The organism is uncultured Christiangramia sp. (genome assembly GCF_913046405.1).
In the GTDB taxonomy this organism is placed as follows: domain Bacteria; phylum Bacteroidota; class Bacteroidia; order Flavobacteriales; family Flavobacteriaceae; genus Christiangramia; species Christiangramia marina.
The window spans coordinates 1-21,519 of the sequence record NZ_CAJWRQ010000048.1 but is presented as its reverse complement, the minus strand read 5'-3'; the positions used below and the strand labels follow the sequence as shown (position 1 = coordinate 21,519).

Annotated in this window: 21 protein-coding genes and 1 pseudogene; 6 read left to right on the top strand and 16 right to left on the bottom strand. The window is 39.3% G+C overall.

Annotated elements, in window-relative coordinates; translation table 11 throughout:
- A pseudogene (locus QZ620_RS08010) lies at positions 1 to 890 on the bottom strand (histidine kinase); the annotation flags it as partial.
- A gap of 72 nt (positions 891 to 962) precedes the next feature.
- Here QZ620_RS08010 and QZ620_RS08005 point away from each other — a divergent pair.
- The 5 genes from QZ620_RS08005 (at position 963) to QZ620_RS07985 (ending at position 5,368) form a co-directional block, all read left to right on the top strand.
- A complete protein-coding gene (locus QZ620_RS08005; RefSeq protein ID WP_295180554.1) occupies positions 963 to 2,648 on the top strand; it encodes a sulfatase in 1,686 nt (561 codons plus the stop codon).
- A gap of 78 nt (positions 2,649 to 2,726) precedes the next feature.
- Positions 2,727 to 3,986, top strand: coding sequence for a putative DNA modification/repair radical SAM protein (locus QZ620_RS08000; protein WP_295180552.1), 1,260 nt, complete (start codon positions 2,727 to 2,729; stop codon positions 3,984 to 3,986).
- Positions 3,986 to 4,762 (top strand): TIGR03915 family putative DNA repair protein, encoded by a 777-nt coding sequence (locus tag QZ620_RS07995; protein WP_295180550.1) that lies wholly within the window; start codon positions 3,986 to 3,988, stop codon positions 4,760 to 4,762. Before QZ620_RS08000 ends, QZ620_RS07995 begins: the two co-directional genes overlap by 1 nt.
- Before the next feature lie 47 nt (positions 4,763 to 4,809).
- Complete coding sequence (locus QZ620_RS07990; RefSeq protein ID WP_295180548.1) at positions 4,810 to 5,043, top strand: hypothetical protein; 234 nt, start codon at positions 4,810 to 4,812, stop codon at positions 5,041 to 5,043.
- A gap of 76 nt (positions 5,044 to 5,119) precedes the next feature.
- Positions 5,120 to 5,368 (top strand): hypothetical protein, encoded by a 249-nt coding sequence (locus QZ620_RS07985; RefSeq protein WP_295180546.1) that lies wholly within the window; start codon positions 5,120 to 5,122, stop codon positions 5,366 to 5,368.
- A gap of 26 nt (positions 5,369 to 5,394) precedes the next feature.
- Here the strand turns inward: QZ620_RS07985 and QZ620_RS07980 are convergent, their stop codons facing one another.
- The 14 genes from QZ620_RS07980 to QZ620_RS07915 all read right to left on the bottom strand — a co-directional run bounded on the left by QZ620_RS07980 (position 5,395) and on the right by QZ620_RS07915 (position 19,933).
- Positions 5,395 to 6,372 (bottom strand): polyprenyl synthetase family protein, encoded by a 978-nt coding sequence (locus tag QZ620_RS07980; protein ID WP_295180544.1) that lies wholly within the window; start codon positions 6,370 to 6,372, stop codon positions 5,395 to 5,397.
- Between the two features lie 46 nt (positions 6,373 to 6,418).
- On the bottom strand, positions 6,419 to 7,462 hold the full coding sequence (rlmN, locus tag QZ620_RS07975) for a 23S rRNA (adenine(2503)-C(2))-methyltransferase RlmN (RefSeq protein ID WP_295180542.1): 1,044 nt from the start codon (positions 7,460 to 7,462) through the stop codon (positions 6,419 to 6,421).
- A 114-nt stretch (positions 7,463 to 7,576) separates the two neighbouring features.
- Entirely contained in the window at positions 7,577 to 8,626 is a 1,050-nt protein-coding gene (queA, locus tag QZ620_RS07970) for a tRNA preQ1(34) S-adenosylmethionine ribosyltransferase-isomerase QueA (RefSeq protein WP_295180556.1), read from the bottom strand.
- A gap of 87 nt (positions 8,627 to 8,713) precedes the next feature.
- A complete protein-coding gene (aroA, locus tag QZ620_RS07965; RefSeq protein ID WP_295180540.1) occupies positions 8,714 to 9,934 on the bottom strand; it encodes a 3-phosphoshikimate 1-carboxyvinyltransferase in 1,221 nt (406 codons plus the stop codon).
- 27 nt (positions 9,935 to 9,961) lie between these two features.
- Positions 9,962 to 10,216, bottom strand: coding sequence for a hypothetical protein (locus QZ620_RS07960; RefSeq protein ID WP_295180538.1), 255 nt, complete (start codon positions 10,214 to 10,216; stop codon positions 9,962 to 9,964).
- Positions 10,216 to 10,542, bottom strand: a complete 327-nt coding sequence (locus QZ620_RS07955; RefSeq protein WP_295180536.1) for a nucleotide pyrophosphohydrolase — start codon at positions 10,540 to 10,542, stop codon at positions 10,216 to 10,218. Before QZ620_RS07955 ends, QZ620_RS07960 begins: the two co-directional genes overlap by 1 nt.
- On the bottom strand, positions 10,508 to 12,559 hold the full coding sequence (locus tag QZ620_RS07950) for a DUF3857 domain-containing protein (protein WP_295180535.1): 2,052 nt from the start codon (positions 12,557 to 12,559) through the stop codon (positions 10,508 to 10,510). The genes QZ620_RS07955 and QZ620_RS07950 overlap by 35 nt, the downstream gene beginning before the upstream one ends.
- 2 nt (positions 12,560 to 12,561) lie before the next feature.
- Positions 12,562 to 14,478, bottom strand: coding sequence for a transglutaminase family protein (locus QZ620_RS07945; RefSeq protein ID WP_295180533.1), 1,917 nt, complete (start codon positions 14,476 to 14,478; stop codon positions 12,562 to 12,564).
- Positions 14,479 to 14,530: 52 nt separating this feature from the next.
- On the bottom strand, positions 14,531 to 14,983 hold the full coding sequence (gene dtd / locus QZ620_RS07940; protein WP_295180532.1) for a D-aminoacyl-tRNA deacylase: 453 nt from the start codon (positions 14,981 to 14,983) through the stop codon (positions 14,531 to 14,533).
- On the bottom strand, positions 14,983 to 15,927 hold the full coding sequence (gene rsgA, locus QZ620_RS07935; RefSeq protein ID WP_295180530.1) for a ribosome small subunit-dependent GTPase A: 945 nt from the start codon (positions 15,925 to 15,927) through the stop codon (positions 14,983 to 14,985). The genes dtd and rsgA overlap by 1 nt, the downstream gene beginning before the upstream one ends.
- 86 nt (positions 15,928 to 16,013) lie before the next feature.
- The gene (locus tag QZ620_RS07930; RefSeq protein WP_295180528.1) at positions 16,014 to 17,096 is read right to left on the bottom strand and encodes a bifunctional 3-deoxy-7-phosphoheptulonate synthase/chorismate mutase type II; all 1,083 of its coding nucleotides are present in this window, start codon (positions 17,094 to 17,096) and stop codon (positions 16,014 to 16,016) included.
- Complete coding sequence (locus QZ620_RS07925; RefSeq protein WP_295180526.1) at positions 17,086 to 17,970, bottom strand: prephenate dehydrogenase; 885 nt, start codon at positions 17,968 to 17,970, stop codon at positions 17,086 to 17,088. The genes QZ620_RS07930 and QZ620_RS07925 overlap by 11 nt, the downstream gene beginning before the upstream one ends.
- Entirely contained in the window at positions 17,967 to 19,112 is a 1,146-nt protein-coding gene (locus tag QZ620_RS07920) for an aminotransferase class I/II-fold pyridoxal phosphate-dependent enzyme (RefSeq protein WP_295180524.1), read from the bottom strand. Before QZ620_RS07920 ends, QZ620_RS07925 begins: the two co-directional genes overlap by 4 nt.
- Positions 19,109 to 19,933, bottom strand: coding sequence for a prephenate dehydratase (locus tag QZ620_RS07915; RefSeq protein ID WP_295180522.1), 825 nt, complete (start codon positions 19,931 to 19,933; stop codon positions 19,109 to 19,111). The genes QZ620_RS07920 and QZ620_RS07915 overlap by 4 nt, the downstream gene beginning before the upstream one ends.
- 343 nt (positions 19,934 to 20,276) lie before the next feature.
- On the opposite strand from QZ620_RS07915, the gene gldA reads away from it, so the two are divergent.
- Complete coding sequence (gldA, locus tag QZ620_RS07910; protein ID WP_295180520.1) at positions 20,277 to 21,194, top strand: gliding motility-associated ABC transporter ATP-binding subunit GldA; 918 nt, start codon at positions 20,277 to 20,279, stop codon at positions 21,192 to 21,194.
- A gap of 49 nt (positions 21,195 to 21,243) precedes the next feature.
- On the opposite strand, the gene QZ620_RS07905 is transcribed toward gldA, so the two are convergent.
- Positions 21,244 to 21,519, bottom strand: a 276-nt coding sequence (locus QZ620_RS07905) for a hypothetical protein (protein ID WP_295180519.1), incomplete at its 5' end; no start/stop codon positions are given.

Genomic DNA, 21,519 nt, shown 5'->3' with positions numbered 1-21,519 from the left:
TTGTTTTGTAAACCTTCAATACGATTGTAAAACCGAAGTTCTTTAGTATCAAGATCGTATTCCGTTACACCATTTTTGATGGTTCCAATTAGAACTTTTCTTTCTGAAACGCTTAGAATATGGTTAAGCTCAGATTCTGATAGAAATTCATTCAGTTCTATGTCCTCGATTTTAGTTAATTCCCCTTCGGAAAAAATAAAAAGAGAATTTTTACTTCCTATATATAAGGTATCGTTTAGAGCGAATAATTCTACAATATTTAAACCTTCCAGAGCTGAAAGATCTCCTTCCAGTTCCTGCCTGGTATTATCATTCGTTAAATAATATATTCCCTTACTTCTTTCGGCAATTACCAACCGATCTTTAAAAACCTCCAGAGCCGTGGAAACATGGTTCTGAACTTTTAAGATCTCATTATTTTCATATTTGAAAACACCTCCAAAAGATCTGAAGTAAATGGTTTCACCAAGGGATTCTATACTCCAGAATTCATCACTCTGCAATTCCAGTCCCGCCATTAATTCACTCAATGAGTGATAAACCATTTTACCTTTTTCATCGGTCTGCCAATAACCAAATTCTCTAAAGGATCCTGTGTATATTCTCTCTCCTTTTGGAAATACAGATCGAATGATGGAACCACTTTCAAGTTTATGCAATTCCCAACTTAATCCATCAAATTCAAGAAGACCCTGGTTATTTGCGGCAAAAATCACCCCACGGTCGTCTACTGCAATATCCCAATTCTGGCTGGCAGCGTTATATAAAGCAGGTTTATAGTTTTGTATAGGTGGAAGTAGTTCCTGAGCATAAGCGGCATTCAGGGCTATAAATATGATTATCAGTATTTTAAAAGTTTTATAAAACATTTCGTACAGGTAATTGTGCATACTATGAGCAAGTGAAAATTAAACAATTTCTATAAAACTTTAGTATTTTTCCTCAGTACAAAATCTATCTTTATGCTACATCGAATCTCGCCTATTCAATTTCTAACACTTTTATCCTTGATTCTTTTGCAATCCTGCCAGGAAAAAACTGCTGAAGATCCAATTACAGATACAAAGCCCAATATCATCTTTATCATGACAGATGATCACGCGGCTCAGGCTATAAGCGCCTATGGACATCCGGTAAGTCAACTAGCTCCAACTCCAAATATTGACCGGATTGCAAATAATGGAGCTCGCTTTTTGAATAATTTCTGCACGAATTCTATTTGTGGTCCCAGCAGGGCTGTGATCTTAACTGGAAAGTTTAGTCATGTTAATGGCTTCAGAATGAATGGGGACACCTTCGATGGCTCTCAACCTACACTGCCAAAATATCTTAGAAATGCAGGATACAACACTTCTATCGTTGGAAAATGGCATTTGCACGGTAAGCCAGAGGGTTTCGATCACTGGCAGATCCTCAACGACCAGGGAAATTATTACAGCCCCGAGTTTATTACCAAAAATGACACCAGCGTTGTTGAAGGATATGCAACAGACCTCATTACCGATATGAGTATAGAGTGGTTACAGAACCGAGATTCCGATGAAAAGAAGAAACCTTTCTTTCTGATGGTTCATCATAAGGCTCCACATAGAAACTGGATGCCACCAATAAGACACATCAACACCTACGATTCTATCAAATTTCCACTTCCAGAAAGTTTTTACAGTAAACATGAAAATCAGCTTGCTGCAAAACACCAGTTACAAACTATTTACAATGACATGTATGAAGGCCATGATCTCAAAATGAGCATTGAGAAAGGCAGTGATTCGTTGAGACATAATCCGTGGAAAACAGATTTTGATAGAATGACAAAACCTCAGCGTGCCAACTGGAATAAAGCCTACCGACCCAAAAATGACGCGTTCCATGAAGCTGATCTGAAAGGAAAAGATCTTGCGGAATGGAAAGGGCAAAGATATATGCGGGATTATATGGGAACTGTACAGGCTGTGGATGAAGGTGTTGGAAAAATCCTCGATTACCTGGATGAAGCAGGACTCACTGAGAACACCATTATCGTTTATACCACAGATCAGGGATTCTATCTGGGTGAGAAAGGCTTTTTTGATAAGCGTTTTATGTATGAAGAGTCATTGGCCATGCCTTTGCTTATTCAATATCCTAAAGCGATTGCAAAAGGAACTGTCATCGACGCACTGACTCAAAATCTGGATTTCGCTCCAACCTTTCTGGACTATGCCGGCGCTAAAATACCTGAAAAAATGCAGGGTAAATCTCTTAAGTCGTTACTCTCCAATTCTGAAAACAATAAGAACTTCAGAAATGCCATTTACTATCATTATTATGATTTTCCAGCTTTTCATATGGTGAAAAGGCACTACGGAATAAGAACGGACCGGTATAAACTTATTCATTTTTACGATGATATTGACGAATGGGAACTTTACGATCTTGAGACAGATCCAAAAGAATTGAATAATCTATATGGTGATCAAAAGTACGCGGACATTCAGCAAAAACTATACTTAGAGTTGAAAGAACTGCAGAAAAAATACGCAGTGACCGAAGAGGAATTTGCCACTACGCCAAAAGCAAAGGTTAAAAAAGCCTATGAAAATTTTGCACGTCTTGCTGATGAGGAGCCAGATACTTATGAAGGTTATCAATATTTAAAACAAAATTAATCTTTTGAGCTAATAGTTTATCGTTTAGTAGTCAGTACGGTTATGGAATATTTCCTATTTTTGGATAAATTCCTAATTATGGATTTCGATCGAATAAAAGAAAAATTAAATATCCTTGCAGACGCTGCAAAATATGATGTTTCATGTTCTAGTAGTGGATCTAAGCGAACCAATACTAAGAAAGGTCTGGGTGACTCTTCAGGGATGGGCATTTGCCATTCCTATACTCAGGATGGCCGTTGCGTCTCCTTATTAAAGATCCTTCTTACGAATTATTGCATATTCGATTGCGCTTATTGCGTTACTCGAAAATCTAATGATATTAAAAGAGCTGCTTTTAAAGTACAGGAAGTTGTAGATCTTACCATAAGCTTTTATCGTAGGAATTACATCGAAGGTCTTTTTCTAAGTTCCGGAATCTTTAAGAGTCCCGATCATACGATGGAAAGATTGATTCGGGTAGCCAAAAAGTTGCGGGAAGAGGAGAACTTTAATGGCTATATACATCTTAAGAGTATTCCCGGAGCCAGTGATGAATTAATGAGAGAGGCCGGACTCTACGCGGACAGACTAAGCGTAAATATTGAGATCCCAACAAAATCCGGTTTGAAACTACTTGCGCCCGAGAAGAAACATGAGGACTTTATGAAGCCAATGGAGAAGGTGAAGAATGAGATCATTCAGTACAAATCTGAATCGAAACTTATTAAGAGCACTCCTAAATATGCTCCCGCTGGTCAAAGTACCCAGATGATTGTTGGGGCTACTGGCGAAAGCGATCGGGATATCATGTATTCATCGGCATTCTTCTATAAGAACTATAATATGAAGCGTGTTTATTACTCTGGTTATGTCCCGATTAGTAATGATCCGCGTTTACCTGCATTAGGGACCCAGGTACCCATGATGCGTGAAAACCGGCTCTATCAAACAGATTGGTTGATGCGCTTCTATGGCTATGATGTTCGGGAACTTTTAAATAATGATTTCCAGCATCTTGAAATGGACATAGATCCTAAACTGAGTTATGCACTTCGCAACCGACATTTATTCCCTGTAGATATCAATAAAGTCGACAAGCAGTTATTATTACGCGTTCCGGGAATTGGACTAAAGTCGGTTAATAAAATTCTTCAGGCACGAAAATTTAGAAAATTGAATTGGGAGCATCTTAAAAAGATCGGCATTTCTATGAATCGCGCTAAATATTTTATCACTTGTGATGCCAGGGAAAAGGAACTTAAAGACGTAAGCAGTGAAAACTTAAAGCAGTTAATTATTCAGAATTCTTTCAGTAAATATCGAAAGGAGTTTACACAGCAACTTAGTTTATTTTAATGAAAAGCGTTGTACTGAAATATGATGGTAGTTTTCCGGGATTTTTAACCTGTGTCTTCAATGCCTATGAGCAGAAGCTGGAAATCGCTGAGATCATTCCTGAAGGAGAAGATCAAAAACAACTATTTAGTGAAACTCTAGAAGTAATAACTGAAGATTTCAAGGTACAGAGAGTTTTAAAATCGTTGAAGAAAAAGTTGTCATCTAACGGGTTTACGAGATTGTACTATTCTTTCCTGAGTGAAATTCCCGGGATCGAACTTAAGATGTATGATATGATACGATATGTCTATAGTTCGCAGGAGAAAGCAGAACTGGACTATTCGCATCCTTCAGTGCTGGATATATCTAAAGCTGCAAAACAAGTTGGACGCGAAAAGCATAGAATGGAGGCATTCATAAGATTCAGACTTACTAAAGATGATCTTTATTTCGCGGTGATCGAACCAGACTTTAATGTATTGCCTGTGATCACGAAGCATTTCAAAAGCAGATATGCAGACCAGCGATGGTTGATCTATGATCTTAAGCGAAAATTAGGTGTACACTATGATCTTCAGAAGGCAGAATATGTTTCGATGGAATTACCCGAAGATATAGGCATCTCAGGCGGAAATCCCGACTATTTTGCTGAAGGCGAAATCTACTTTCAGCATTTATGGAAAGATTATTTTGACTCTACAAATATCAAAAGTCGAGTAAATATGCGGCTTCACATACAACACGTTCCTAAAAGATATTGGAAATATTTAAGTGAAAAGAGTCCTTTTGCATAATAAAATTTTGTTTAAATTTGTGTCTTCAACTAATTAAACATTTTACAATGAAAAAATTTTTATTATTATTTGCAGTTGCTTCAATGAGCCTTTCTATCTATTCTTGTAGAGAAACTACTGAAGAGAACATCGAAGAAGACATGGAGCAAGCAGGTGAAAACGTAGAAAACGAATTGGAAGAAGCTGGTCAGGAAGTAGAAGCTGCTGCTGAGAACGCTGAAACCGAAATGGAAGAAGAAGTAGAAGGAACTGACGATATGAACGGTGATGATGATATGTAATCATTTTCTTTCTTAATATGATTAAAGCCATTCATTTGAATGGCTTTTTTTAGTTTAACCCTAAAATTTATAAATAATGAAAAAAACTGTAATGATCCTTGCCTTAGCTGCAATGAGTATTTCTATGTATTCCTGCCGAGAAACAACCCAGGAAAAAACTGAAGAAGCAGCAGAAGCGATTGGAAATGACATTGAAGATGGAGCGAGAGAAGCTGGAGAAAAGATCGAGCGCGGAGCTAAGAAAGTTGGTGAAGAGATCGATGAAGAAATTCACGATACAGACGATGTGAATAATGAGGAAGCGACAGACGATGCTGTCCAGTAGCATGAAAAGCGGCACGATGTGTCGCTTTATTTTTTTCGTTCTATAACGTAATTTACCATTAGCTCTAAACTGTCCCGGTATTCAGATTCCGGGTAGTCCTGCAATAATAATAGAGCTTCTTTCTGGAACTCTTTCATACGTTTAACTGCGTAGTCCAGTCCGCCGTTGTCCTTCACGAAATCAATTACTTCTCTTACCCTTTTGCGATCCTTATTATGATTCTTGACAGAATTGATCAACCACTTCTGATCTTTTTCAGAAACAGTATTTAAGGTATAGATTAAAGGCAAGGTCATTTTTTGCTCCTTAATATCAATTCCCGTAGGTTTCCCTATCTTCTCAGTACCATAGTCAAAAAGGTCATCTTTGATCTGGAAGGCCATACCTATAAGCTCCCCAAATCTTCGCATTTTTGCGACATCAGGACTTTCAGGATTTACAGAAGCCGCACCAAGACTACAACAAGCCGCGATTAGTGTTGCAGTTTTCTGTCTTATAATATCATAATAAACCGCTTCGGTAATATCAAGTCTTCGGGCTTTCTCGATTTGCAGTAGCTCTCCTTCGCTCATTTCGCGAACTGCTACAGAAATAATCTTCAACAGATCAAAATCATTATTATCTATAGAAAGTAATAATCCTTTACTTAACAAATAATCGCCCACAAGAACGGCGATCTTATTTTTCCATAAAGCGTTTATACTGAAGAAACCTCTTCTTCTGTTGGAATCATCTACGACATCATCGTGTACCAGGGTGGCAGTATGTATCAGCTCAATGACAGATGCGCCACGATAAGTTCTCTCGTTCACATTACCTTCAGAAATCATTTTGGCAACCAGGAATACGAACATGGGACGCATTTGCTTCCCTTTTCGGTTTACGATATAATGAGTGATCCTGTTTAGAAGGGCTATTTTGGAAGACATGGATTCGAAGAACTTTTTTTCAAAAAGTTCCATCTCTTTTTCTACCGGTAGCTTTATTTGAGAGATGACCTTCATTAAGGCTGTAAATATAAGAGTTTTAAAGAGGTTTTATCCTTTATCATTAAGCCGATTTATTCGCCAGCTGCCCACAGGCTGCATCAATATCCTTACCTCTTGAACGTCTCACCGTTACTGTAATATTGTTTCTTTCCAGCATTTGTTCGTACATTCTCGTAGCTTCCCCAGCTGCCTGCTGGAAATTACCATCATCAATTGGATTGTACTCAATAAGGTTCACCTTACATGGAACATACTTACAGAAACGCACCAGGGCCTGTGCATCTTCCCGGGTATCGTTAATATCTTTCCAGACAATATATTCGTAAGTAATCCGGCTTCCGGTTTTTGAATACCAGTATTCAAGAGATTCTCTAAGATCTTCCAGCGGGAAAGTTTCGTTGAAAGGCATAATCTGTGTCCGTACTTCGTTTCTGGCCGAATGCAGTGATACTGCCAGTTTGATCTTAGCTTCATCATCAGCCAGCTTCTTAATCATCTTGGGAACGCCAGAGGTTGATATTGTTATTCTTTTTGGTGACATGCCCAGACCTTCCGGAGAAGTGATCTTTTCAATAGACTTCATTACGTTATTGTAATTCATTAAAGGCTCACCCATTCCCATGAATACGATGTTGGACAATGGTCGGTCAAAATATAACCTGCTTTCGTTATCGATCGCAACCACCTGATCGTAAATTTCATCAGGATTAAGGTTACGCATGCGTTTTAACTTTGCAGTAGCACAAAACTGGCAATCAAGACTGCAACCAACCTGTGAGGAAACACAAGCCGTAGTTCTTGTTTTTGTTGGGATCAATACAGATTCTACAGTAAGTGAATCATGTAATTTTACTGCATTCTTTATCGTACCATCACTGCTGCGCTGCATGCGATCTACCCGAATATGATTGATCACAAAGTTCTCATCCAGCATTTGCCGGGTAGACTTCGAGAGGTTCGTCATATCCTCAAAAGAATGCGCTGCTTTACTCCATAGCCATTCATAAACCTGAGTTCCACGAAAGGATTTATCTCCCTGTGATACAAAGAACTCCTGCAATTGCTGCTTGGTTAATGCCCGTATATCTTTTTTCCTGTCTTTCACGCTGCTAAATTACAAAGTTATTACCGAAGCTTCAGTCTTTTACCAGACAATAGCTTACAAAAAAGGCCATAAACCGACATCGGATTATGGCCTTTAAATTTTATTTAAAACTCATTAGATGATCAGCATTGCGTCACCATAAGTATAGAATCTGTATTTTTCCTTTACTGCTTCTTCGTAAGCCTTTTTCATAAAATCATGACCGGCAAATGCAGAAACCATCATCAATAACGTAGATTTTGGCGTATGGAAATTAGTGATCATACAGTTTGCAATATTGAAATCGTATGGAGGAAAGATGAACTTGTTAGTCCATCCACCAAATTCGTTTAAGGTTTGGTCTGAAGATACAGCACTCTCAAGCACCCTCATTACAGTTGTACCAACGGCACAAACTCTGCGCTTATCGCGTTTCGCCTGGTTGATAACATCTGTAGCGTTCTTTTCAATAAAAGCTTCTTCACTATCCATCTTATGCTTGGAAAGATCTTCAACTTCCACCGGACTGAAAGTTCCCAGTCCAACATGAAGTGTAACCTCAGCGAAATCAACACCTTTAATCTCCAAACGTTTAAGTAAGTGCTTGGAAAAGTGTAGTCCCGCAGTAGGAGCTGCAACAGCACCTTCATTTTTGGCGTAGATCGTCTGGTATCTTTCTTCGTCTTCAGGCTCTACTTCTCTCTTGATATACTTCGGAAGAGGGGTTTGCCCTAAATCCTTTAATTTCTGTCTGAAATCACTGTAAGATCCATCGTAAAGAAAACGAAGTGTTCTACCTCTTGAAGTTGTATTATCGATTACTTCAGCTACAAGGCTTTCATCTTCACCGAAGTATAATTTGTTACCAATTCTTATTTTTCTTGCAGGATCAACAAGTACGTCCCACAATTTTGTTTCTGGGTTCAACTCTCTAAGTAGGAAAACTTCAATTCTGGCCCCGGTTTTCTCTTTATTTCCGAAGAGCCGCGCAGGAAAAACTTTCGTGTTATTAAGAACCATCACATCTTCCGGTTCGAAATAATCAATTAAATCTTTAAATTTTTTATGTTCAATCGTCTGCTCTTTGCGGTTTAGAACCATTAGCCTTGCTTCATCCCTGTTTTCAGAAGGATATTCAGCCAAAAGTTCCTGAGGCAGTTCAAAATTGAAATTAGAAAGTTTCATTCCCATAGTTCCTGTTTTAAAAGCTGCAAATATACAATCTCAACATAGGCGTTGTCAAGTAAATGGCGGTTTATTTATAGAATAATTCTATTCTTTACAGGTGTAGCCAAGTTCTTTAAGATCTTCCCAGAAATCTGGATAGGATTTAGACACGACTCCAGCGTCCAGAATACGGAGATCTGTCTTTAAAGCAAGTGGAGCGAAAGCCATCGCCATGCGATGATCATTATAAGTTTCGATCTCAACACCCTGCTTCAATTCGGGATTTGGAATTAGTTGCAAACTATCTCCAGTAATTCTGACTTCTGTACCAAATTTCTCAATTTCATTTTTGAGAGCCTGCAACCGGTCAGTTTCCTTGATTTTCAGAGTATGTAAACCTGTGAGCATACACTCGGTTTTTGTCGCAAGACAGGTAACGGCGATAGTTTGTGCGATATCAGGAGAGTTACGAAGATCTTCCCGAAGACTTCGAGCACGAGCCTTTCCTGTCTTCTTCAGTGTGATACTATTTTCAGTATAAATGGTTTCCACACCAAAATGCTTATAAATTTCAGCAAGGGAAGAATCTCCCTGCCTGCTTTCCTTTCGGTAATTATTAAGTTTAATTTCCGCAGTTTCAGAAATAGCGGCAAGACTATAGAAGTAAGAAGCAGAACTCCAGTCTGATTCCACAGGAATAGTTACAGTTTTTACAGATTCCTGAGGTTCAATAAAGATCCGGTCCTTTACAAATTTACCATTAATCCCTACCTGTTTGATAATTTCTAGCGTCATAAGAATGTAGGGCGTGGAAGTTACGGGACCTTCCAGAATGATCTCAAGCCCTTTTGGTAAGGTTGCACCTATAAGCATCAATGCAGAAATATACTGGCTGCTCACATTGGCTTCCAGCTTGACTGAAGAAGCGTGTAATTTTTTTCCCTTAATAACTAAAGGTGGGTAACCGGTCTCATTTTTATAAGTGATATCGGCGCCCATACGTTGTAAGGCATCCACCAGTAATCTAACTGGTCGCTCCTTCATTCTTTTGCTTCCGGTAAGCTCAACTTCACAGCCTTCCTTCACCGCAAAGTAAGCCGTTAGAAAACGCATTGCCGTTCCCGCGTGATGTATATCTATGATCCCGTTCCCTTTTTCCAGGGCTTTTTTCAATACTTCAGAATCATCACTATTCGAAAGATTTTCGATCGAAATTTCAGGGTATAATGCCTGCAGAATTAGCAAACGATTCGATTCACTTTTAGAACCGGTGATTTGAAGCGCTGCTTTCAGATTTTTTTCTTCGGTATGTAGGGATAGATTCATGAGAGTTCGTAAAGATGAATTACGAAATTACTCTTTCTTTTCTTTACTGCGAAACTGTCCAAAAGACAAAATAAAACCGTAAAGAAACGAAGCGATCAACTGTCCTATAATAAAGCGAGCTAATTTCCCGTTTTTCGTACGCTCTTCAAAGAACCTCGTAAATTCGAAACCACCATATTCGAATAGCATCGTGATTACATTATACAATACGAGAAATGAAATACCTAACCAGAAAACCGACTTCCAGAATGGACGTTCAGAAACCATTTCTTTGAACTTCATTATTGCAGTTTTTCGTTGTTCTTATGTCTGTCCTTATCACGTTGTGTCTTGAGGTCAAGCTTTTTATCAAATGCATCCTGCAAATTAATTCCAGTCTGGTTTGCCAGGCAAAGCACTACAAATACCACATCTGCCAGCTCCTCACCAAGGTCTTTGTTCTTATCGCTTTCTTTCTCACTCTGCTCACCATAACGACGGGCAATGATACGGGCAACTTCTCCAACTTCTTCTGTTAACTGAGCCATATTGGTAAGCTCATTGAAATATCGCACCCCGTGTTCCTGTATCCAGTTATCTACCGCTATCTGCGCGTTCTTCAAGTCCATCTGCTGAAATTTTCTTCAAAACTATGCTTTCATTTTGTTTTTTGATAATGTTGTCGTAAAACTTTTGAATGTATTCATAGTCTGTCGCAGCAAAAATTGTTTGTGCCAGATTCACTTCAGAATCTATTCTTATCACATTGTTGCTGTGCTTTACCAGGTATTTAAACTCTCCGGCGGCATCTTTTAAATGTACCATAGCGCTCTGCGGAAGCGATTCTACCTCATAGCCTTCAGGAATCAACATATTCACCTGGTGATGCTTCTTCATTGGAAAATCAAAATAGATTGGAAGTGTTCTGGTTTCAGCTTTAAAAGGATTTTCAGAAGTTACATCAAACAACATAGGCTTTACGTAGATCTTGTCCCCAATCACATCCTGACCACTTTGGGTATTGAACTCATAGGTATTGTGAATTCCTTCTCCAAGCTGCTCAAAGTTTTCAATCTTTACTTCGGAAATGGAATAGTTGCTCGATGCCGATTCCAGGTTGGCCGTAGCATCGCTTAAATTCCCATGATTTAATCTGAAGTTTCTAGCATAAAGAGCATCGAGATTATTGAAGTATTTACCTGAAATTCCATCTTCTGCCAGCTGGACATTCAGCCTGGTTTTATTTTCTGAAAAATATAAAGGTTGCAGGTTCACCCATTCTGAAGTACCATCTTCACGAATCAATCTACCTTGCCAGTTTCTTGCTCTTTTAGGCAGCTCCCCAGGAATAGCCAGTGGATCACTTGCATCCATAAGGATCACTTTATCCCCGATTTTTGCGGCAGCAATTAAGTAATTAAATCCATTTTTTGTTGGAAACAATGGAGTTCCATTGCTAACCGTACTTACCAGGACTGGATTTGCATCGATATTAGCATACTTCAGCATGGAAACCAGTAACAGGTTGATATCCCCAGTATTTCCAATGCCTTCCTCGTAAGCATCACGCAGTCCATTTTCAGCTATATAACCCACGTAATCATTCCAGGTCATCTTCTGCTTTACAAAATTGAAGATCTTATTCATTTTTTGTTCCTGGTTGGTCAATGTGCCAAGCAAAGCATCGATATCATCATCGAAAAAACGCTGATTGTGTAGTTCTGTATTGAATCCGCTATCATTATAAATGGACTTGGAAACACCTTCCCAGGTTTGCGAATAATTATCAATAGGAGAATTTGGAAACTTGGTAAACTTTAATTCCCAATCTAAAAATGCTGCGTAATTCTCCATATAATCTACGTGACTTTCAGTCTTCAGGGCAGGGATATCTTCCTGGTCGATCTCGTAAGTGTTCTGCATATAATCTAATACACTGTTACTGGTAGAATGGCTAACAACTTTTCCGCCGTAGGAAGAATTTCTCTGATTATTAGAAAAGGATCTTTTAAATGGCTTGGTTCCCTGATTAATTTTAGCGTAAAAAGCTGCTTTTGGATTATTATAAACTCCAAAATTTAAATATTCCGGAATTGTCACGCTAATGTTCAGCTTGTCAATAGGAATTGTATACTGTAAATTGATACGATCCATGGAGGTCGTGATTCGGTCGCTGATTTTCTTATACTCATATTCGATCACCGTTCCCTCTTTTACTGCCGGCATGGTGAACGTAGTAAGCTCGCGATATTTGCTTGCCTCATTCTCATAAATATCCTTACGATCAAGCTTGGTTTCCTCAACTTTTCCGTTTTCCAGGTTATAACTTACTCCTCTTACTCCAGAAACATTTTCCTCATAACCTCCTTTATAAGCACTAATATGATGCGTTGCCCAGTCGAAACCATCTTTGTTGTAGATCTTGATACGCTCGTGATATTCGGTTACCACAAAAAAGCCGGTGTTTTGTTTATAATCATAGTATGTGCGCTGATATTTATATAAAATGGCAGCATTCGCATCCGGATCTTTGTCGTGTTGTTTCTGGGCAACTTCACTTTTAGATACTTTCCCGAATTTATAATTTTGCGCATAGGTTGTGCTGCTCAGAATTAGGAAACTGAGGATAAAAAGGTATTTGGTCATGGTTAGGATTTTTCAGATTTGGCGATTACTGCTTTTAAATTATTTAAGGTGTTTACCTTGTCGATAAACTGGGTGAAATTCTGGAATTGCTCACTAGGCCACTCCCCTTCGTGAATAATGAGAACTCTCTCTACTTCTATACTTTTATTTTCTTCGGAAGCGCTTATGCTTATGCTGAATTCTCCAAATTCTGAAGCAATCTCGTCACTTCCAGGTAATGCTTCGATCTTATAACCTTGCGGAATCTTAAAACTGAAGTGATCTTTGTAGGTTTTTCCACGTTCGAACACAAAAGGCATCGTTCGCTCCTGTGAAGTTTTCTTCATGATGTTTCCCTGCTGAATAAAATTGAGCGGAACCAGTAATCTTTCCCCGGCAGGACTCGCCAGCCTGCTACCACTAAACTTCAGTTTCTCCTGAAATTGAATAGCGACCCGATCATCTTCAAAAGCAATGTTCTCAAAATGCAGATTCTGAAGTCTGCCCCATTCATTTCTATAGTATTTTTTAAGATCATCTTCAGTTTCTCTCTTTAATCCGTAGCGATCACCGTAAGGAATACCTTCTGAGATTCTGATGAATTCTGCATCGAAATTACCGTTTTCGTCCAGCTGAATATCGCATTCTATCGCCTGTACATTATCTGATACTTCATATTTTCTGGTACGTATGATCTCTCCACCTTCTTCTGTAACTCTTAGCGCGTAGCGATCATCTGTGAAGTCCCCCATATAATTGAAAGGAGTAGTCTGGCTTGTACATTCCAGCCACAGATCTATTCCATGTTCCGTAGGAATATTCAGGATCACATGGTTTCCCTGCATGATTGTAAAATCTGGATTTATGTGACGCTTTGAATTTCCACCATAGATTACGGTATAATAAGATTCGACACCCTGACTTTTAAGCAAAGCTTTCGTATAATTCGTTAATCCCTTGCAATCGCCATAGCCCAGTCTGTCCACGTTCATGGCAGTTTCAGGCTCCCAGCCACCAATGCCATATTGCACAGAAATATATCGGGTATTTTCCTGAACGTACTGGTATATAAGCCTGGCTTTTTCTTCAATACTACTGGCAGAGCTGGTCAACTCTTCTATTTTCTTAATAGTGCTCTCCGGAAGGTGATCATGTTCTGCAACCAGATTATCATACATCCATTTACCAAAATGTTTCCAGTTTCTGGTTTCCCCGGCAACACCCTTCAGTTCAAATTTTTCCAGGCTAAATAGAAGGCTGGGTGTAGTTCTGCGTAAAGAGGGTTCGAAATCTTCGTGTTTTCTGGCTTTGACATTTTGCAGTTTATAAAGGAAATGATTTTCCACCGAATGATCTTCTATTGAAACCTTGTCGAAATTGTTTTCCTGAAATCTAAGTGCATGCGCATCAGGATTTTCAAGCTCGAAAATAGATTCTTCAATGCTTACATTATAACCTTCCAGAGGAAACCATTGATCGAGAAATACAGTGTCTTCATTCTCAAATTCACTGGTATAAATTACGGTATATGGATAGTTCCTGGCGTTATAATCCAAATAACTAACCCTATTGTCTGCAAATAAGGTCCCTGAACCAAAAGCACTAACGTCTGAAAAGTCTTTTTTCCTGAACTTTTCAACTTCATTTCCCATAGCATCAACTATGATAGCCTGCTGTTTTTCTATCCCATCACCCTCATCATAGTGCTGGTAAGCGTCAATGAAGTATTCACCATTCTCATTGAAAACAGTGACTATCCGCGTAGTATATACTACAACTTTATCTATGTCTTCAACAACGAGTTTTGTATGCATCTTGCGAACGACCGCATCTGCATTTTCCAATAATTCCGGGGAAATTTTTAAAATAGAATATTCTTGCTGGGAATACATGAAAGACATGCAGACCAGCAGCAAAAAAGTGGTGATTCTTTTGCGCATTAAGCTGAAAATAGGTTAGTTCAGCCGGCAATATATAAAAAATTAACTCTTTTTAACGCTTTTCTTTCGAATCGATGATAATTGTTACCGGACCATCATTGAGCAAGGATACTTTCATATCTCCTCCAAAGACTCCTACCCCAACGCTTTTACCAAATTCTTTTTCGAAGGACTTTACAAAATCCTGGTATAATGGTTCTGCGATATCAGGTTTCGCTGCATATATAAAACTGGGCCTGTTTCCTTTTTTCGTACTGGCGTGTAGGGTAAACTGACTTACTACAATGGCGTCACCATCCACCGTTTTGAGAGACTCATTCATTTTCCCCTCACCATCGCCAAAAATTCTCATGTTGATGATCTTACGGCAGAGCCAGTCGATATCTTCTTGGGTATCGGCCTCCTCTATTCCAAGTAGGATCAATAAGCCATCGCGCATTACCGCGCATACTTTATGATCTACGGTGACCGATGCTTCTGTGACTCGTTGTATTACTGCTCGCATTATTTCTGGTATTGATCTACTCTGTAGTTTTCATCTTCACCTTCCATGATCTGCAAATAACTTTTGTACCTGGACCAGGCGATCTCACCTTCTTCAAGACCATCTTTTACAGCACATTTTGGTTCATTAAGATGCAGACAATTATGAAATTTACAATGCTGTTTTAGCTGAAAAAATTCCGGGAAATAATCGCCAATTTCTTCCTTGTCCATATCCACTACTCCAAAACCTTTGATTCCGGGAGTATCAATGATTCTCGCATCAAATTGAAGGTCGAACATTTCAGCAAAAGTCGTGGTATGCTGCCCCTGGCTGTGCTGCCTGCTAATTTCCGAAGTTTTAAGATCAAGAGTAGGCTCTATAGCATTGATAAGAGTAGACTTTCCGGTACCACTATGACCTGAGATCATACTGGTCTTTCCAATCATCTTATCTTTTACCTTATCTACGTTTTTACCTTCTTTAGCTGAAATTCCAATACACTCATAGCCTGCACCGCGGTAAAGTTCTGCAAGGTATTTCACCTCAGCAAGTTCTTCAATGCTATAAGTATCAACTTTATTAAAAAGCAGCACTGCTGTGATAGCATAGGCTTCCGCAGTAACCAGAAAGCGGTCTATAAAAGTGGTTAAAGTAGGCGGATTATTAAGGGTTATCAGCAAAAAAACCTGGTCGACATTTGAAGCAATGATATGAGTTTGCTTTGAAAGATTAACCGACTTCCGGATAATATAGTTTTCCCGTTCGATGATCTTTTTGATCACCCCGGTTTCCTCCTCGCCATCTTCGACATCGAATCTTACGACATCTCCAACAGCAACAGGATTTGTACTTTTAATTCCCTGTATCCTGAACTTTCCTTTGATCCGACATTGGTAAAAACGGCCATTCTCGGTTTTTACATGATACCAGCTCCCGGTAGACTTATAAACAACTCCCTGCATTAAGCTAAACTATTCATATCTAATAATTTCTTTCCGCAAATTTAGGCATTAATTTATGAAGCTACCGGGTAGCGTGAAATCATCCCTTATACATCAAGGATTTTCTGTTGGTGATTAATAGATTCCTGGTGAATAGCTTTGAATAATCTTAAAACGAATTCTTCACTCAGGCCTTTATCTTCACCTTCCAGTACCATTTTCCCAAGGATCTCGTTCCATCTTTTAGTTTGCAGAATTGCTACGTTCTGGTCTTTCTTTACCTGTCCTATTTCTTCGGAAATTTTCATACGTTTAGATAAGATCTCCAGAATCTGACTATCGGTAATATCAATCTTAGAACGCAAAGCAGTTAGCTTATTCTGAAAATCCTGACTGGCAGAGATCTCTTTTCTAACCTTTAAATCCTCCATCATCTGGATCAAGGCAGCCGGTGTAATTTGTTGAGCCGCATCACTCCATGCTTTATCTGGAGTATGGTGAGTTTCCACCATGATTCCGTCGAAATTAAGATCAAGTCCTGTTTGGCAAAGATCGAAGATGATGTCTCTTCTTCCTGCGATATGAGATGGATCCAGGATTAAAGGAAGGTCCGGGAATTTATTTTGTAGTTCTATAGGAATCTGCCATTCCGGGTTGTTACGGTACTTAGTTTTCTCGTAAGCAGAGAAGCCACGATGTATTACTCCAAGGTTGTTGATATCTGCTGTGTGTAAGCGTTCAACCGCTCCCAGCCACAAGGCAAGATCTGGATTTACAGGGTTTTTAACCAGTACGATCTTATCTGTTCCTTTCAAAGCATCTGCGATCTCCTGTACAATAAATGGAGAAACAGTTGTTCGCGCTCCAATCCAAAGAATATCCACGTCATGTTTCAATGCAAGATCAACATGGTTCGGGTTTGCAACTTCAGTAGTAGTTAGCATTCCCGTTTCCTCTTTCGCCTTCTGAAGCCATTTTAGACCCAGTGCACCAACACCTTCGAAATTTCCAGGGCGCGTTCTTGGTTTCCAGATTCCTGCACGTAAAACAGTTGCATCACTATCTTTTAACTGGTGAGCGATCGTTAATACCTGCTCTTCGGTTTCTGCACTACAAGGCCCTGCGATCACCAACGGGTGAGACAGGTTGAAGTTGTCTAACCAGCCTCTGAGTTCTTTTTTATTTTCCATTCTCCTGTAATTTTAATTCTTCGTTCTTATTTATTCCGTTTAATACTTCTTTTATATGATTGGTTCGATCCATTTCCTGGTAAAGCTGATCGAAATTGTCTTCCTGCATCAATTTTCTGAAATGCTGAAGATTCAGAATATATTCATCAAGAGTTTCCAGGACATTTTTTTTATTCTGACTAAAAATTGGTGCCCACATTGCCGGTGAACTTTTAGCAAGTCTTACGGTCGAGGCAAAACCACTTCCTGCAAGATCGAAAATATCACGCTCGTTCTTTTCCTTTTCCAGTACTGTTTTTCCCAGCATAAAAGAGCTAATATGCGATAAATGAGATACATAAGCTATATGACAATCATGTGAACGGGCATCCATGTATCGTATTCTCATTCCTATCTTCTGAAATACCTCTAAAGCTTTTTCCTGAAGTTTAAAGGCAGTCTTTTCTACTTCACAGATGATATTGGTCTTATTTCTGAATAATCCATGAATTGCAGCCTGCGGACCAGAAAACTCCGTTCCCGCAATTGGGTGTGCTGCTAGAAAATTTCTTCTTTTCGCATGATCCTCGACTACCCGGCAAATATTTTCTTTAGTCGACCCGGCATCTATCACCACGCAATCATCTTTTACTCTATCCAAAATTTTAGGAAGCACCTTAATGCTGGCGTCTACCGGAATTGCAAGATAAACAAGGTCGGCGTCGTGAATATCTTCCATCGTAGACATCTTATCTATTAGGCCCAGGTCAAGCGCCTGCTTCAGGTGATCCTCATTTCCATCTATTCCGGCTATACTTATCCCTGGAATACCGGCTTTTAGATCCAGCGCGAAACTTCCGCCTATTAATCCAATTCCTACTATAAACACCTTCATGATCTAATTCCTTTTAAAGCTTCATCGATCATTTCTTCCGTAGCACAAAGGGAGAAACGAACATAATTCCTACCCTGCTCACCAAATATAAAACCCGGTGTTACGAACAGATCTTTATCGTACAGTAATTCATCAACCAGGCTCTCTGCACTTTTACCTGCAGGAGCTTTCGCCCAAACGAAAAGTCCAGACTGCCCCGGGGCTGCTTCACAATTCAAGGTTTTTACCAGTTCCAGAACTTTCTTTTTTCTGGAACTGTACAACTCATTCAATTTTAAAAACCATTCATCTGAAAGCTGAAGTGCCTTTACTGCCCCAGCCTGCAAAGGATAGAACATGCCGCTGTCCATATTGGACTTTACTTTTAGCACAGCTTCAATATTTTTCACGCTCCCGGCGAGCATTCCAACTCTCCAGCCAGCCATATTAAAACTTTTACTTAGAGAATTAAGCTCCATCACGTAATCGCTCCTTATATCGGTATCTAGAATACTCAAAGGTTCTGTATTCTGAATAAAACTATAAGGATTGTCATTGACTACCAGAATTTCATTCTTTTCAGCAAAAGCAGTCAGTTTTGTAAAGAAGTCTGCAGTCGCTTTGGTTCCCGTAGGCATATGAGGATAATTCACCCACATGATCTTTATATTTTCAAGTCCCTGTTGCTCTAAAGCTTCCAGATCTGGCAGCCAGTTCTGCGATTCATCTAAGGTATACTTCTGAACTTCTGCCTGTAGCAATCCAGAAACCGACGTATAGGTAGGATAGCCTGGATCCGGGACTAAGACTTTGTCCCCTTTATTCAGAAACGTCATGGAAATATGCATAATTCCTTCCTTACTTCCCATGAGCGGAAGAATTTCATTTTCAGCATCCAGATTTACATGATAATACCGAGAATAAAAGCCTGTCATGGCGTTTCTTAGTTCGGGTATTCCTTTATAAGGCTGGTATTGATGCGCTTTGGAATGTTTTAGCCCATTTTGCATCGCATCTACTACTTGCTGCGGTGGTGCAAGATCCGGACTTCCAATTCCAAGATTGATCACCGGCTTGCCCTGTTCCCGCAAAGCTGCCACTTCCCTTAATTTTTTAGAGAAATAGTATTCCTGTACGCTTTCCAGTCTTTCTGCTGTCTTCATGACAATCTGCTTTTGTAAATTCCTAATATTTTAAGGTCTTCGGTCATTAATTTCAATACATCCATCGCACGATCAAAATCTTCTCGTTTATCAAAGATCACATCTACGAAAAATGAATATTTCCAGGGCTCGTCTATAATTGGTAAAGACTGTATCTTCGTTAGATCCAAATAGGAATCCCGTAAAATATTAAGTACTGAAACCAGGCTTCCACGATCGCTTTTCAGATCGAATTTCAGGGATGCTTTATCGAGAATATCACCGTTAGGTTTTTGTTCTTCTGTTCCCAGAACCAAAAATCTGGTGGTATTGGATTTGATCGTATGAATGCCTGAAGCTAGAATTTCGAGTCCGTACATACTCGCCGCTGCAGGACTCGCCACTGCCGCAACTCTCAATTTTTCTTCGGAAGCAATTCTTCGGGCAGCCTCTGCAGTATCTGCATCTTCGATCAACTTAATATGCGGATGTTTTTTAAAAAAATCCTTACACTGCAATAAAGCCATAGGATGAGAATAAACCTTTTTGATGTCCTCTATTTTCTGACCTTTTACCGCCATTAAATTCATATTCACCGGAGTGTAATGCTCTCCAATGACCTTAAGCTTGTATTCATTGATCAGGGCATAATTAGGAAGAATAGAACCGGCAATACTGTTTTCGATAGCCATCACAGCTTCTGTCGTCCCACCTGAGGCAAGCGCTGTAGTGAGTTCCTGAAATGACATATGTTCAGCCACTGCAGTTTGCTCTCCAAAATAGTCCATCACTACGAGGTGGTGAAAAGACCCTTTAATACCCTGAATTCCGACTTTTCTCATTTTTTTCCAAAAAAAAAGTCCCGATCTAAGATCGAGACTTTTATATAATTTTAGCTTACTTAATCATATAGCATTCCCGATTCTATTCCTGGTATAGAAATAAAAATAATAGAATGCGTTCCAGTTAATTAAGCTTGTCATTTCATTAATTATGAATTACTAAAGTAGTACTAATATTCAAGACTCAAAATTAAACGGGATCCAAATTGGAACTTTTCCCATATTCGGAAAATTCGTGTGAATTATTTACAGATTACGATTTAATACCTCAAAATTGACTGCTAACATTGAAAGATAATCAGTCAGTTCTCTGAAGATTTATTCCTAATTTTGAGCTCAATCTATGTCTATACACGTAAATAACATATCAAAAAGCTTCGGAGATCAGCAGGCGCTGGAAAATATAAGCTTTGAAATTGGCCGCGGGGAGATTGTTGGATTTCTAGGACCTAATGGTGCAGGAAAATCAACATTAATGAAAATCCTTACCGGCTATCTTACTGCAGATTCTGGAAAGGCCAGGATCAATGATTTCGAGCTGGACACTCAGCTGGCAGATCTTCAGCGAAGTATTGGATATCTACCAGAGCATAATCCTTTATATACTGAAATGTATGTTCGGGAGTACCTGCAGTTCCATGCATCCATATTTTCAGCTTCGAAAGACAGGATTGAAGAAGTCATTAAACTTACCGGGCTTTCACCTGAAGCAAACAAAAAAATAGAACAACTATCCAAAGGATACCGGCAACGTGTTGGTCTTGCGGCTGCGCTATTGCATGATCCCGAGGTATTGATCCTGGATGAACCTACTACAGGTCTTGATCCAAATCAGCTGGTAGAAATAAGATCCTTAATTAGTTCTATTGGAAAAGATGGCAAGGATGGTAAGCGTGGAAAAACCGTATTTCTTTCCACGCATATTATGCGTGAGGTGGAAGCAATCTGTGACCGGGTCATCATTATTAATAATGGAAAGATCGTCGCCGATAAGTATCTCAAAGATCTTAGGAATGAAAAAGAACAGGTGATTTTTGTAGAATTCGACTATCGAATTGAAGAAATTGCTCTTCAAAAGATCCCTGGAATGATCTCTGCAAAAAATACCGGCGGCTTTACCTATGAGCTAATTTTTGATTCCAATAAAGACATGCGTCCGGCTGTTTTTGATTTCGCTCATGATAACGGACTCAAAACGCTACAGCTAAATCAAAAGACGAAGAACCTGGAAACTCTGTTCGCTGAACTTACTCAGAAATGATCGAACCATGGTTCAAATAAGGAGATACTGCTTTCGAAAATTTTTTGCGTTAGGCATTGCAGCGGCATCCTTTTAAAACGAGGCTGAGCGTGTCGAAGCTTCGTGTTAAAAGATAAAGCGGAAAGCCCGGCCCGAAGGGAAACACCGTATTTTTTAAGATCTCTGCAGTAGCTACCTGGAAATTCTGTTTATTGACCAACAAAAATAAAATGGTCCAGCGCAGGTTCAATAACTCAAAACTACAATTGTAACTCTCTACCTCCCTCTTATTTGTTTGCGTTAGGGATTGCAGCGGCATACTTTTAACATCAGGCTGAGCTTGTCG